Raw genomic sequence first — 13,295 nt, forward strand, 5'->3', positions numbered from 1 at the left:
ACACGCATGGCTGTCAAGGCCAAGACTCGCCCCGGCACCACGGAGATCCGGCCCTTCTCGGTCGACATTCCTCAGGCGGACCTTGACGACCTGAAACGACGCATCGCAGCCACCCGCTGGCCGGACAAGGAAACGGTGAACGACCAGTCCCAGGGCGTGCCGCTCGCGACGATTCAGGCCGTCGCCCGCTACTGGGAGAACGAGTACGACTGGCGCCAGGTCGAGGCGCGACTGAATTCGGTACCGCAGTTCATGACCACAATCGACGGCGTCGACATCCACTTCATCCACGTGCGCTCGAAGCACGAGGACGCGTTGCCGCTGATCGTCACCCACGGGTGGCCCGGGTCGGTGATCGAGCAACTGAAGATCATCGAACCGCTCACCGATCCCACAGCGCACGGCGGCAGCGCGTCGGACGCCTTCCACCTGGTGATCCCGTCGTTGCCGGGCCACGGTTTCTCCGGTAAGCCGACCGAGCCGGGCTGGAACCCGGAGAAGATCGCGACCGCCTGGACCGAGCTGATGAAACGTCTCGGCTACTCGCGGTTCGTCGCCCAGGGCGGCGACTGGGGCGCGGTCATCGTGGACCAGATGGGCCTACAGGCGCCTCCGGAGCTGCTCGGCATCCACACGAACATGCCCGGTGCGGTCCCACCCGAGATCGACATGTTGTTCCAGGGCGACACCACCGGCGCGAACAACGCAATGGGCTCGCTGCCGTCCGGTCTGTCCGCCGACGAGATGCGCGCCGCCGAAGAAGTCAACTACGTCTGGAAGCACGTCGCGTACGCCCTCATGATGGCGACGCGGCCACAGACGCTCACCGGATTGGCGGACTCTCCGGTCGGCCTGGCGTCCTTTCTCCTCGACCACGACGCGAAGAGCCTGGCGCTGATCGCGCAGGTCTTCGACGGGGCCAAGGCGGGGCTCACCCGCGACGACATCCTGGACAACATCTCGCTCTACTGGCTGACCAACACCGCGATTTCCGCGTCCCGGCTGTACGCGGAGAACAAGCTGTCGTTCTTCGCCGCCAAGGGCGTGACCATCCCGGTCGCCGTGAGCGTCTTTCCCGACGAACTGTACGAGGCGCCGCAGAGTTGGGCCGAGCAGGCGTACCCCAACCTCATCTACTTCAACAAGCTCGACAAGGGCGGGCACTTCGCGGCCTGGGAACAGCCGAAGATCTTCTCCGAAGAGCTGCGCACCGCCTTCCGGTCGCTGCGCTAGATGGCCATGTTCGGGCGTGCGCACCTGCCCCCGCTCGACGGGGCCACCGAGTGGCTCAACTCCGAGCCACTCGATCCCGCCGACCTGCGCGGGCGCGTCGTCCTGGTGAACTTCTGGACGCTCACCTGCATCAACTGGTTGCGCCAGGAGCCGTACGTCCGGGCCTGGTCACAGGCGTACCGCGACGACGGGCTGGTCGTCGTCGGGGTGCACACGCCGGAGTTCTCGTTCGAGCACGAGGTCGACCGGGTGCGCCGGGCGGTCGCCGCGCGTTCGATCGACTACCCGGTCGCTGTCGACAACGACTACGCGATCTGGCGGGCCTTCGACAACCAGTACTGGCCGGCGCTGTACTTCGTCGACACCGACGGGGTCATCCGGGACGAACACTTCGGCGAGGGGAGCTACGAGCAGTCCGAACAGGCTCTCCAGCAACTGCTCGGCATCGAGCGCGACCCCGTACCCGTGCGGGGGCTCGGCCCGGAGGCGGAGGCCGACTGGGCGAACCTGCGGACGCCCGAGACGTACCTCGGCTTCCGGCGCGGCGAACACTTCGCGTCGCCGAACAGCGCCGCGCTCGACGAGCGCCGCGCCTACTACCGTCCGGAGAGCCTGGGGCTCAACCAGTGGGCCCTGGCGGGGGAGTGGACGATCGGGTCGGAGAGCGTCGCGCTCGACCGGGCTGGCGGCGGCATCGCCTTCCGCTTCCACGCCCGCGACGCGCATCTCGTGCTGGCCCCCGGGGCGGGACGGCCGATCCCGTTCCGGGTGCTCCTCGACGGTGAGCCGCCCGGCCCGTCGCACGGCGTCGACGTCGACGAGGCCGGCAACGGGGTCCTCCAGGACGGACGGCTCTACCAGCTCGTCCGCCAGGACGGCGCGGTCCGGGAACGGACCCTGGAGATCACGTTCGACGAGCCCGGCGCCGAGGCGTACGCCTTCACCTTCGGCTGAGCCGCAGATCGACGGTGCGGACCGGATCGAGGCGCTTTTTCCGGCTAGTGTCGGCTGCTGTGACAGCGCCTGAGATCACCGTCGCCACCCCAGCCGACCGCGATGCGGTGGTCGGTTCACTTGTCGCCGCGTTCGTCAAGGATCCCATCCTGCGGTGTCTGTTTCCCGACGACGAGACCTACCCGCGCTACGCCGGCACCTTCTTCGGGAACCTCTTCGACAAGCGGGTGCACCTGTCGTCGATCTGGACGATCGGTGGCGGCGCGTCGGTAGCCCTCTGGGACCCGCCGGCCGGGCAACACGCAACCGCCGCGCCGGCCGCCGGGCCCGGGTCGCCGGAGGAAACTCCCTACCCGGCCGACGTGCTGGCCCGGGTGCAGGGCTACGACGACATCGTGCACGCCGCCCTGCCGACGTACCCGTTCTGGTATCTCGGTGTCCTGGGCACCCACCCCGACAGCGCCGGACGCGGTTGGGGTCGCGCCGTCATGCGGGCCGGGCTGGCTCGCGCCGCCGCCGACGGCCTGCCGGCGATCCTGGAGACCAGCAACCCGGGCAACGTCGAGCTGTACCGCCGCGCCGGCTGGGAGGTGGTGGGTTCGCTGTCGGAACCGGTACCCACCTGGATCATGCAGCAGACACCCCGCTAGCGGCGGGATCGTCAGGCGGCGAAGATGCGCGCGTAGATCTCGTCGATGACCTCGTTCTTCGCCAGGCTGTAGTCGCGGGGGCGGTGCGCGGTCTCCTGCGCGAGGCGCCGCTTGGTCGCGGCGTAGAGCTCCCGGTCGTGCGGGTGCGAGCGCAGCCAGTCGCGCAAGAGCCGGTGCCGGACGGGTTCCGGCGCGCCCCGGGGCCAGACGTGCAGGTTGACGTCCTCGGCGGGGCTGAGCAGCATCCGGTGCCCGTGCCACCAGGGCTCCCGCAGGACGAGCCGGTAGCCGAGCCGCTCCAGCGCGGGGAGGTAGCCAGACTCCTGCGCGGTGTCCTCGACGGTGAGGTCGACGTCGATGATCGGCTTGGCCGCCAGCCCCGGCACCGCAGTGGACCCCACGTGCTCCACATCGAGGGCCAGGTCGCCCAGCGCCTCGACGATCGACGTGCGGAGGATGACGAACCGCAACGCCCAGGCCGGGTCGTACTCCTCGATGACGACCGAGGCCCACGTCCGTGGCGGGTCGCCCACCAGGCCGGCGTCCACCTGTTCGGGGGTGCCGTGGAAGCGCTGCACGACGTCCTGCGGATACTCGGCCACGTCAACCTCCTCGAGAAGCAAAGTCCGCCAGGCTACGACACGACGATCGGTTCCGGCTGACCCGACCGATGCGGGCATCGCATGTCGGGTGGACCACCGGCCCTGCCGCCTAGCGTCGGTGCTCGACAGGGAAGGAGATCCGGGTGCTGGAACGGCTCAACGAGGCCATGGCGCACATCGAGCGGCACCTCGACCAGCAGATCGAGGTGGCCGACCTGGCGCGGATCGCGCTGACGTCGGAGTACCACTTCCGGCGGCTGTTCTCCGCGCTGGCCGGCATGCCGCTGTCGGAGTACATCCGGCGGCGTCGGCTCACCGTCGCCGGGGCGGACGTGCTGGCGGGGGAGCGGACGTTGCTCGACGTCGCGGTGCGCTACGGCTATGGCTCCGCTGAGGCGTTCGCCCGGGCGTTCCAGGCCGTGCACGGCGTGGGGCCCGGAGAAGCTCGGCGTACGGGGGCAGCGCTGCGTGCCCAGCCCCGGATGTCCTTCCGACTCACCGTCGAAGGGAGCGGCAGCATGGAGTACCGAATCGTCAACAAGGACGCGTTCGCGCTGGTGGGGCGCAAGGCCCGGGTCCCACTGGTGCACGAGGGGATGAACCCGGCGATCGTCGCCTTCGTCCGGAGCGTGGACCGGGAGACGACCGCCCGGATCGAGGCGCTCTCCGATCAGGAACCGGCAGGGATCGTCAACGTCAGCGACAACCTCGCCGACAGCCGGGAGGAGGGCGCCGAGTTGGACTACTGGCACGGGGTGGTGACCGGCGCCGTGCCCCCGGGGGACCTGGACGCGTTGCCGGTGCAGGCCGGCACGTGGGCGGTGTTCACCACCTCCGGGGCGTTCCCGCAGACGGTGCAGCACCTGTGGCGTGACGTGTTCACCATGTGGTTTCCGGCCAACCCGTACCGCAGCCGACCTGGACCGGAGATCTCCCGCGTCCGGGTGTCCGCGGACGGCACCGAGGCGGACGCCGAGCTGTGGATCCCGGTGGAGCGGGTCACGTCCTGACAGGTGGGGCCGGGTCGACGACGCATCTGTCAACCCGGCCCCACCCTATGTAGAGTTCCGATAGAGTGGTCGGATGCGGATCACCATCCCGGTCGCGAAGGTGCTCGCGGCGCTGCTCGCCGAGCCCGCCGCGCAGCGCTACGGCCTGGACCTGATGCGACTGACCGGCCTGCCCAGCGGCACGCTCTACCCGGTGCTGCACCGGCTGAGCGCGGCCGGCTGGCTGGTCGCCGACTGGGAGGCGATCGATCCCGTAGCGGCCGGTCGGCCGGCCCGCCGCTACTACCTGCTGACCGCCGTCGGGGTGACGCAGGCCCGGCAGGCGCTCGCCGACCTGCGCGCCGCGATCCCCGACCCGCGCCCCTCGTGGGGCGGCACCGAGCCGACCGGGGCGCCAGCGTGGTGACCCGCCGGGCCGCCGAGCTGCTGCTGGAGCTGGCCGTACGCCGCTGGCCGGCCGAGGTCCGTGCCGACCTGCGCCGCGAGTGGGCTGCCGAGCTGCACGTGCTCGCCGAGAGCGGTAACCGGACGACGATGCTCGGCTTCGCGGCGAGCCTGGCCGTCAGTCGCGCCGGCGCCCCGCTCGTCGACCGCAACCTGGTACGCGGTCGGGTCGGCCGCACCGTCGCCGCGTTGCTGCTGTCCCCGCTCGCCTGCGTCGGGATCGTGCTCGTCACCGCGTTCGCCCTGTACCCGACCCAGCGGTGGTTGACGTCCGAACTCCGGTCGGACCAGGCGCAGCAGCGGATCTGGACGACACTCACCCTCGGGTTGGCGCTGCTGCTCGCGGTGCTCGCCGCGCGGTGGGCCCGCCACAACGCCCTCGACGGTCCGCTGCGCATCGCGTTCGGCGTGGTGCTCCCCATCGGGGTGGCGGCCGTCGTGTTCCTGTACGTCCTCCAGCCGGACGAGCTGGCCGCCACCCTGCCCGGTCTGCTGCTCTGGGTGGCCGGTCTGACGCTGGTCCTCTGGGCCGCCGCGAGCCTCGCCGCCCGGGGGCGACTCCATGCGGCCTGGTGGGTTGGCGTCCTCGGCGCACTCGCCGCCGCCGACCTCGCGGTGATTCTCGCTGTCGTCGACGCGATTTCGGCGGGCGATCGCGCTGGCCCGGTCATCGGTCTGACGCCAGTGGACAACATCGACCGGATCTCCGCGCCGCTGTGGCTCCTCGCCGCCTGGACAGACTGGAACATCGGCCTACCCCGACCCACTATTCCATGGGAGATCTTCGGAATCATCAGCAACCGGGTGCCCTTGGAACCCATGCTCTACCTGGCCTGCACGCCGTACGCGCTCGCGTACGCCATCCGGGCGGCGCGGTCCGGGCCCTCCGCGCCGGTCGCCCTTGCGCCGGCTCCGATACCGAAGCCGTCGTCGGTCTGATCCGCGCGGCTCAATCGGGCACGTCGTCCCACGTCATGGTCGGCTCCAGGTAGCCGGCCGACTGGTTGTCGCGCAGCGCGTAGGCGATGACAAGCAGGGCGTGCTTGTCCAGCTCGGGCAGCCGGTCCAACGGGAACCACCGCACGGCGAGCGACTCGTCGTCGTTGACGCGCGCGGTGCCGGCAACCACCCGGCACAGGAAGCCCAGGTTCAGGTATTCGCACCGGTCCCCGTTGGGGTACGTGTGCGGGTGCGAGACGGCGCTGGACATCCGCAGCGGCGCGACGTCCAGACCCGTCTCCTCGCGGACCTCCCGCACCAACGCGGTGGCCGGCTGCTCGCCCGGCTCGACGAACCCGCTGATCACCGACCAGCGGCCGTCGTCGGCGCGCTGGCCGAGCAGCAGCTCACCGGCGTCGTTGCGGACGACGGCGCTGACACTCGGCAGCCAGAGCAGGTCGTGACCGACGTGCTTGCGCATCCGCACGATGTAGTCAGGTATCGCCACCCGGCGATCATAGGCGCGACCGCACGACCAGCCGTCGCGCTGGTCAGCCCGCCCACGTGACGGTACGGCGGAAACGGTCGTAATCCCTTGCCAGCTCCGCGTCGATCCGCTCCATCCGGCCGGGGCTGAGCACCACCGCGGGCTCCTGCCAGGTGCGTGCGGCGAGCATCCGGTGGCGCAGTCCGGTAGGTGGGTGGAAGGCGAACAGCGACGCCTCGTCGCGGACCGACAACTGCCGCAGCAACGGCAGCCGGTCCGTGTTGGCCGCGCGGGACTCGGCGAGCGCGGCACGCCAACGGTCCGGGCCGTGCCCCGCCTGGGTCTCCCGGCGTACCGCGAGCGCCATCGACTCGGCGGCGAGCAGGGTGTCCAGCAGGTCGGTCGCCGCGGTAGTGCCGGCAGCCCGGGCGGCGAGTTCGTCGGCGAGATACTCGGCTCGTTGGCTGTCCCGCAACGCCACAGCCACCAACAGCAGGTGCGCGACGAACAACACCCGGGACGCCACCCACTGGAACGCGCGGCCCAGGGCGTCGCCGATCATCTCCAGCAGACCCCGGCCGACGACGGTCTGCACCGGCCGGAACAGGTCGGCGGCCGAGGCGAGCATGTCGAACGCCGGCTGGGTGAGCAGACCTCGACGCGGGTCACCGTTGACGAAGTGGCCAAGCTCGTGCCCGAGCAGCGCCACCCGTGCGCCGGCGGGAAGCGAGCCCCACATCGGGAGCCCGAGACCGAGCACCTTCCGGCGTCGCAAACCGACCTGGCCGGCGTACGCGTTGATGGCGTCACTCACGCCCACCACGTCCGGCACCGGTGCCCCGATCGCCGTGGCCACCTCGTCGATCAGGCCGAACAGCTCCGGCGCCCGGTCGCGGGTGAGCACCTCCAGCTCCGGGTCGAGTCGACCGAACCGGGGCCGCAACGCGATCGCGAGCCCGACCATCGCCACCCCGGGCACGATCGCCAGGTGGGGAAACGGAAACGCCACCACCAGCCACCCGCCGACGACCGCGAGCGCGAGCACCGCGGCGACCAGGAGCAACGAGGCTGCCACGGTGAGCGCCCGCGCCGTACCCGATCCGTTGGTGCCCAACGGGCGTCCGACCAGCTGGGTGAACTGCCGCCCGGTCGCCCGGAACGCCACTCGGTAGGTCCACCTGTCGATCCAGCTCCAACCGAATTCGCGTTGGCGCCGTTGCGGGTCGTAGGCGTCCAGTCGCCACTCGCAGCGCGGACACCAGGGCAGCGCCTCGCGTACCGATGCCGTAGTCGCCCCGCACTCCGGACACGCCTCCGTGCCGGCCACCGTGTTGATCACGAGCGCAGATCCTGCCCCAGCCCGGTGTTCGCGGGAACTGACCGATCGTCCGGACCCTATTTCGCTGTTCGGGCCCCACGGGCCCCATGCATATCTACTGTGGAGAGGGTCGGCGACTTGTGCGATCCGGTGGCGGCCTGCCGGTTCGCGGTGCACAGTGATTCCCATGAGCGACAGCGAACGTGGTGGGCAGTTCTACTGGTGCACCCGGCATCACCGGGTCGAGACGGACGCCGACGTGTGTCCGGCGAAGCACGTTCTCGGCCCGTACAACTCGGCGGCCGACGCGGAGAACGCCCTGCAACGCGTGCAGGAGCGCAACGAGGCGTGGGATGCCGAGGACGCTCGTTGGGCCGGGGAGGACAAATAGGCGGCGCGGGACGGCCCGCGCCGAGGCAGTTCGTGCTCCGCGAGGACGCACGCGAGAGCACGTCCCCAAGGAGGGAACCACGATGGCCGAAGCACAGCAGGCCACCACCCGCCCGACCGCCCGCCGCACCACCGCGAAGAAGACCGCCGCGGCGGAGCGCAACACGGCGGCGAGCCGGACCACCCCGGTGCGCAAGTCCACAGCGAGTGCGGCGGCGGCCAAGGCCCCGGCGCGCAAAGCCGCCGGCGGCGCGGGACGTGCCCCGGCGAAGAAGGCCCCGGCTACGAAGACCACCACGGCGGCGAAGAAGGCCCCGGGCACGAAGACCACCACGGCGGCGAAGAAGGCCCCGGGCACGAAGACCACCACGGCGGCGAAGAAGGCCCCGGCGAAGAAGACCGCGACGAAGACCAGCGTCGCGGCCAGGAAGGCCCCGGCGAAGACCTCGACCGCCACCCGCAAGGTGGCGGCGAAGAAGGCCCCCGCGAAGAAGACCACAGCGGCCAAGACCACCGCGGCCACGGCGAAGAAGACGACAAGCGCCGCGAAGAAGACCACGAGCGCCGCGAAGAAGACCACGAGCGCCGCGAAGAAGACCACGAGCGCCGCGAAGAAGACGACGGCGTCGGCGGCGAAGCGGACCACCGCAGCGGCGAAGGCGCCCGCCCGCAAGGCCGCGACCAAGGCGTCCGCCGTGAAGAAGACCGCCGCCAAGAAGGCTCCAGCCAAGAAGGCTCCAGCGAAGAAGGCTCCGGCGAAGAAGACCGCTTCCACCCGCCCGAGCGTCGGCGCCCGCAAGGCCGCGGCGAAGAAGGCGCCGGCCGCGAAGGCGACCGGCACGTCGTCGACCACCGCCCGCAAGGCGGCGGCGAAGAAGGCCCCGGCGAAGAAGACCACAGCGGCCAAGGCGCCGGCCCGCAAGGTGACCGCCCGCAAGTCGCCGGCCCGCCCGGTCGCCGCCCGGGCCACCGCCCCCCGGGGTACGCGCAGCACCGCCCGGAAGGCGACCGGCTGAGCGCAGGGCCGCCTCGGCCCGGCACCGACTCGTTCGACGGTCTTCGCGGCCCGGCGCCGGCTCGTTCGACGGTCTGCCGCCGTGGTTGCGGCGGGCCACGACAGGCTCGTTCGACGGCCCGCCGGGGCCGTTGCGGTGGACCGCACCGGCTCGTTCGACCGAGCCGCCGTGGCGGACCACCACGCCGTCGCGAGGTGGCGTGCGTTGGCGTGGTTTGCGGCGGGCTTGCGGTGGCCGGCGTCAACGGCGTGCGCTGGCGTGGCTTGCGGCGGGCTTGCGGTGATCGGCGTCGGCGGCGTGCGTTGGCGTGGTTTGCGGCGGGCCTGCGGCGGCCGGCGTCGGCGGCGTGGCTCGGCGAGTGGGCCGGGGGCGGTTCGGCGGAGATCTCGGCCGGTCACCGGAAGCGGATCACCGACGACGCTGTCAGGATTGACCCGTGGTCATCCGACGCGTACTCGCGCCCCGCATCGACTTCGGCGCGCTGCGCCGCGAGCTCGGCCTGCCCGAGGGCTTCCCGGCGGCCGCCCAAGGGGAGGCCGACGCGGCCGCCGCCGCGCCACCGCGGCCGTCCGTCGATCGCACCGACGTACCGTTCGTCACGGTCGACCCGGCCAGCTCGCGCGACCTGGACCAGGCGATGCACCTCAGCCGCCGCCCGGGCGGCGGCTACCGGGTGCGGTACGCGATCGCCGACGTGGCCGCGCACGTCCACCCGGGCGGCGCGCTGGAGGAGGAGACGTGGCGGCGCGGGCAGACGGTCTACCTGCCCGACGGGCACGTGCCGCTGCACCCGCTGACGCTCAGTGAGGGCGCGGCCAGCCTGCTGCCCGACGATGACCGGGCGGCCGTGGTGTGGACCATCGACCTCGACGCCGACGGCGGCACAGTGGCCGTCGAGCTGGAACGCGCCCTGGTGCGCAGCCGAGCCAAACTCGACTACACCGGGGTGCAGGCCGCGGCCGACGCTGGGCGGCTGCCCGAGCCCATCGCGCTGCTGCCCGAGATCGGCGACCGACTGACCGCCCGGGGGCTGCGTCGTGGTGCCATCAACCTGCCCCTGCCCGAGCAGGACGTGGAGCCCGACGGTGACGGCTGGCGGTTGGTGCTGCGGGGGCCGGTGCCGATGGAGGAGTACAACGCGCAGATCTCCCTGCTGACCGGCATGGCCGCCGCCGACATCATGCTGGCCGGTGGGATCGGCCTGCTGCGGACCATGCCCGCCCCGAAACCGGAGGCGGTGCAGCGGCTGCGGGCGGCCGCCGCGCCGCTGGGCGTGCACTGGCCGGACGGCGCCGGCCCCGGCGAGGTGATCGCCAGCCTGGACGCCGCGCAACCACGCGCCGCCGCCTTCATCGACCAGGCAGCCGAGCTGATGCGCGGCGCGGCGTACACCGCTTTCGACGGCACCCGACCGGAGCAGCCGGAGCACGGGGGCGTCGCCGCCGCGTACGCCCACGTCACGGCGCCGTTGCGACGCCTGGCAGACCGGTACGCCACCGAGGTCTGCCTGGCCCTGCACGCGGGCCGGGACGTGCCCGACTGGGCGCGCGCGGCGCTGCCCCGGTTGCCGGAGGTGATGGCCAGCACCGACCGGAGCGCCTCGGCCGCCGCCCGGGGTGCCGTCGAGCTGGCCGAGGCGGTGCTGCTGGCGGACCGGGTGGGGGAGACCTTCGACGCGGCAGTCCTCGATGTCGACGCGCCGCCCAACGGCAAGTCCAGGCCCCGCCCGCCCGGCGGAACGGTGGCCCTGGACGCCCCACCGGTCCGTTCCCGCTGCCTCGGCGCGCTGCCGCTCGGTGAGCGGGTCCGGGTCCGGCTGGTCACCGCCGACCCGGCCGCCCGTACGGTGCTGTTCGAGCTGGCCTGAACTGCCGCGCGGCGAGGTCGCCCGGGGGCGGCGTCCCGGGCAGCGGGCATTGGCACAGCGGCTGCCGCTGCTGACGGACCGTGCGGTTTGCGAGGATGAGCGCATGGCATACGACGCGAGCACGCTGCCCGACGTGTCCGGGCTGACGGTCGGCATCATCGGCGGCACCGGCGACCAGGGTCGTGGCCTCGCCTACCGGCTCGCCCGGGCGGGGCAGACGGTGCTGATCGGCTCCCGGTCGGCGGAGCGGGCCGCCGAGTCCGCCGCCGAGATCGCCGCGCTGCCCCGGATGCCGGCCGACGTCAACATCACCGGTGCCGCCAACGACGAGGTGGCCCGGCGCAGCGACGTCGTGATCATCGCGGTGCCGTGGGACGGGCATGCCGCCACCGTTGCCGCGCTCGCCGAACCGCTCGCCGGAACGATCGTCATCGACTGTGTCAACCCGCTGGGCTTCGACAAGCAGGGCCCGTACGCGCTCACCGTCGCCGAGGGCAGTGCCGTCCAGCAGGCCGCCGCGCTGCTGCCCGACTCCCGCGTCTGCGCGGCGTTCAACCATGTGAGCGCCCCGCTGCTGGCCGACCCCGAGGTCGACCGGATCGACCTCGACGTGCTGATCTGCACCGAAGACCGGGAGCTCGTCGACGTTGTCGGGGCGCTCGCCGCCCGGATCCCCGGGATGCGCGGCATCTACGCGGGCCGGTTGCGCAACGCCCACCAGATCGAGGCGTTCACCGCCAATCTGATCGCGATCAACAAGCGCTACAAGGCGCACGCCGGCATCCGCGTCACCGACCTCTGAGAGCGCACCGTCGGCTCCCGGCAGGAAAGCTGGGCTCGGCTTCTGGCAGGTCGGCTGGGCTCGGCTTCTGGCAGGTCGGCTGGGCTCGGCTTCTGGCAGGTCGGCTGGGCTCGGCTCCTGCCAGGTCGGCTGGGCTCGGCTCCTGCCAGGTCGGCCAGGTCGGCCTGAATCTGCTGGTCAGGTGACAGCGACCGGAGGGAGCATGGGCGTTGCCGAGGCTGCTGCGGTGCTGAGGATCGCAGGACCCGCGCCGAGCGTGCTCGATGGTCTTGGAGGCGGCGGAGAGCCGATTCGGTCATAGACCCAGCCGTCACGGTTCGGCGTCGACTACTGCGGGAACCTGGGCGTGGGTTCGGCGTTTGGAGGGTTCGGCGGCCCGAGTTGGAGATCGACTACGGGCAGAGCAACGACGACCTCGCAGAGCTGACAGGCCCTGCGGCGGCGGAATCCGCAGGGTGCGTCGTGTCGCTGTGCGCGACCTTTCGCACGTAAGCGGACTCTTTGCTTGCCGAGCCGGGGACGTCGCTTGCCGGGCCAGGGCCTTGCCTGCCGGGCGGGGACGTTGCTTGCCGGGTCGGGGTATTGCCTGCCGTGCCGGGGTCTTGCCTGCCGGGACGAGGGTCTTGCTTGCCGAGCCGCAGCCTTGCTCGCCGTGCCATGCCCGGGCGCGCTGAAGCCATGCGGCTCGGCCCACGGTCCGTCCGGTCGCGCTGAAGCCATGCGGCTCGGCCCACGTTCCGTCTGGTCGCGCTGAAGCCATGCGGCTCGGCCCACGTTCCGTCTGGTCGCGCTGAAGCCATGCGGCTCGGCCCACGTTCCGCCCAGACTGCACCCACGGCACCCCTCGTCAGCTCACTGCACAGGCAGCGTTCGGCCACGAGCTGTCGAGATGAACGGCCGCCTGATCGGAGTGATTGGCTGTCTCGGTGTGGTCACGTTCGCCGGTGGTAGTGGTTGCGGCGGGGGAGTTGTTCGGGGTCTAGCCAGGCCGGTGGGATGAATTCGGGCTGACCGTCGCCGCTGAGTTGCACGGCCCAGTCGCTGTGGTGGAGGTGTCGGTGGTGGTGGGCGCAGAGTAGGACGGCGTTGGTGAGGCTGGTGGTGCCGCCGTCGGCCCAGTGGTGGATGTGGTGGGCGTCGCACCAGCGGGGTGGGCGGTCGCAGCCGGGGAAGGCGCAGCCGCGGTCGCGCAGGACGAGGGCGCGTCGGAGGGGGCCGGTGATGAGGCGGCGTTGTCGGCCGACGTCGAGGACCTGGCCGGCGCTGCCGAGGATGGCGGGCAGGATCGCGGCGTCGCAGGCGAGGCGGCGCACGGTTTCCGGGGTGAGGTCGAATCCGGTGTCCAGCGTGCCTTTGCCGAGCTGCCGGGCGAGGTTGTCGTAGCTGGTGGTGATGACGATTTGTGCGGGGTCGCCGCCGTGTTCGGGTAGGTCGCCGGTGCGCAGGGTGAGTCGGCACAGGTCGGCGAGGGCGTCATGGCGGCGTTGCCCGGGGGAGCGCTGGTCGTCGGGGCCGGTGGGTGTGGTCAGTGGGTCGATGGCGGCGCGGAGCAGGCCTGCGGCTTCGGTGTCGAGGGTGCCGGT

At 71.8% G+C, this 13,295-nt stretch carries 14 protein-coding genes; 10 read left to right on the plus strand and 4 right to left on the minus strand.

All coding sequences use genetic code 11. The annotated features are described in order from the left end of the window. The first annotated feature begins 6 nt into the window (after positions 1-6). Genes AB0B85_RS11280 through AB0B85_RS11290 form a run of 3 tightly spaced genes read left to right on the plus strand, consistent with a single transcriptional unit; the run spans position 7 to position 2,837 of the window. A complete protein-coding gene (locus AB0B85_RS11280; protein WP_357406025.1) occupies positions 7-1,233 on the plus strand; it encodes an epoxide hydrolase family protein in 1,227 nt (408 codons plus the stop codon). Next, entirely contained in the window at positions 1,234-2,187 is a 954-nt protein-coding gene (locus AB0B85_RS11285) for a redoxin family protein (RefSeq protein WP_357406027.1), read from the plus strand. A gap of 59 nt (positions 2,188-2,246) precedes the next feature. Further along, positions 2,247-2,837 carry a GNAT family N-acetyltransferase gene (locus tag AB0B85_RS11290; protein WP_357406029.1) on the plus strand — a complete coding sequence of 197 codons (591 nt, stop codon included), beginning with the start codon at positions 2,247-2,249 and terminating at the stop codon, positions 2,835-2,837. Between the two features lie 11 nt (positions 2,838-2,848). Here AB0B85_RS11290 and AB0B85_RS11295 read toward each other — a convergent pair whose 3' ends face one another. Continuing rightward, the gene (locus AB0B85_RS11295) at positions 2,849-3,439 is read right to left on the minus strand and encodes a GrpB family protein (RefSeq protein WP_357406031.1); all 591 of its coding nucleotides are present in this window, start codon (positions 3,437-3,439) and stop codon (positions 2,849-2,851) included. Positions 3,440-3,582: 143 nt separating this feature from the next. Here AB0B85_RS11295 and AB0B85_RS11300 point away from each other — a divergent pair, with 143 nt between their 5' ends. From AB0B85_RS11300 to AB0B85_RS11310, 3 genes are all read left to right on the plus strand, one after another. Then, complete coding sequence (locus AB0B85_RS11300) at positions 3,583-4,449, plus strand: AraC family transcriptional regulator (protein ID WP_357406033.1); 867 nt, start codon at positions 3,583-3,585, stop codon at positions 4,447-4,449. A gap of 73 nt (positions 4,450-4,522) precedes the next feature. Beyond that, complete coding sequence (locus tag AB0B85_RS11305) at positions 4,523-4,855, plus strand: helix-turn-helix transcriptional regulator (protein ID WP_357406035.1); 333 nt, start codon at positions 4,523-4,525, stop codon at positions 4,853-4,855. After that, positions 4,849-5,832 (plus strand): hypothetical protein, encoded by a 984-nt coding sequence (locus AB0B85_RS11310; protein WP_357406037.1) that lies wholly within the window; start codon positions 4,849-4,851, stop codon positions 5,830-5,832. The genes AB0B85_RS11305 and AB0B85_RS11310 overlap by 7 nt, the downstream gene beginning before the upstream one ends. Positions 5,833-5,842: 10 nt before the next feature. Here the strand turns inward: AB0B85_RS11310 and AB0B85_RS11315 are convergent, their stop codons facing one another. Both AB0B85_RS11315 and AB0B85_RS11320 read right to left on the minus strand, forming a co-directional pair. Further along, on the minus strand, positions 5,843-6,340 hold the full coding sequence (locus tag AB0B85_RS11315) for an NUDIX domain-containing protein (RefSeq protein WP_357406039.1): 498 nt from the start codon (positions 6,338-6,340) through the stop codon (positions 5,843-5,845). 43 nt (positions 6,341-6,383) lie between these two features. After that, positions 6,384-7,658, minus strand: coding sequence for a M48 family metalloprotease (locus AB0B85_RS11320; protein WP_357406041.1), 1,275 nt, complete (start codon positions 7,656-7,658; stop codon positions 6,384-6,386). A 166-nt stretch (positions 7,659-7,824) separates the two neighbouring features. Here AB0B85_RS11320 and AB0B85_RS11325 point away from each other — a divergent pair, with 166 nt between their 5' ends. From AB0B85_RS11325 to npdG, 4 genes are all read left to right on the plus strand, one after another. Next, complete coding sequence (locus tag AB0B85_RS11325; RefSeq protein ID WP_238647524.1) at positions 7,825-8,028, plus strand: hypothetical protein; 204 nt, start codon at positions 7,825-7,827, stop codon at positions 8,026-8,028. An 82-nt stretch (positions 8,029-8,110) separates the two neighbouring features. Continuing rightward, on the plus strand, positions 8,111-9,043 hold the full coding sequence (locus tag AB0B85_RS11330; protein ID WP_357406043.1) for a histone: 933 nt from the start codon (positions 8,111-8,113) through the stop codon (positions 9,041-9,043). A 436-nt stretch (positions 9,044-9,479) separates the two neighbouring features. Further along, positions 9,480-10,910 carry an RNB domain-containing ribonuclease gene (locus AB0B85_RS11335; RefSeq protein WP_357406045.1) on the plus strand — a complete coding sequence of 477 codons (1,431 nt, stop codon included), beginning with the start codon at positions 9,480-9,482 and terminating at the stop codon, positions 10,908-10,910. A gap of 103 nt (positions 10,911-11,013) precedes the next feature. Then, the gene (npdG, locus tag AB0B85_RS11340) at positions 11,014-11,712 is read left to right on the plus strand and encodes an NADPH-dependent F420 reductase (protein WP_357406047.1); all 699 of its coding nucleotides are present in this window, start codon (positions 11,014-11,016) and stop codon (positions 11,710-11,712) included. 932 nt (positions 11,713-12,644) lie between these two features. Here the strand turns inward: npdG and AB0B85_RS11345 are convergent. After that, positions 12,645-13,295 (minus strand): DUF222 domain-containing protein (locus AB0B85_RS11345; RefSeq protein ID WP_357406050.1); only part of this gene is annotated, 651 nt, incomplete at its 5' end.

This window comes from Micromonospora sp. NPDC049044 (assembly GCF_040649215.1).
GTDB lineage: Bacteria > Actinomycetota > Actinomycetes > Mycobacteriales > Micromonosporaceae > Micromonospora.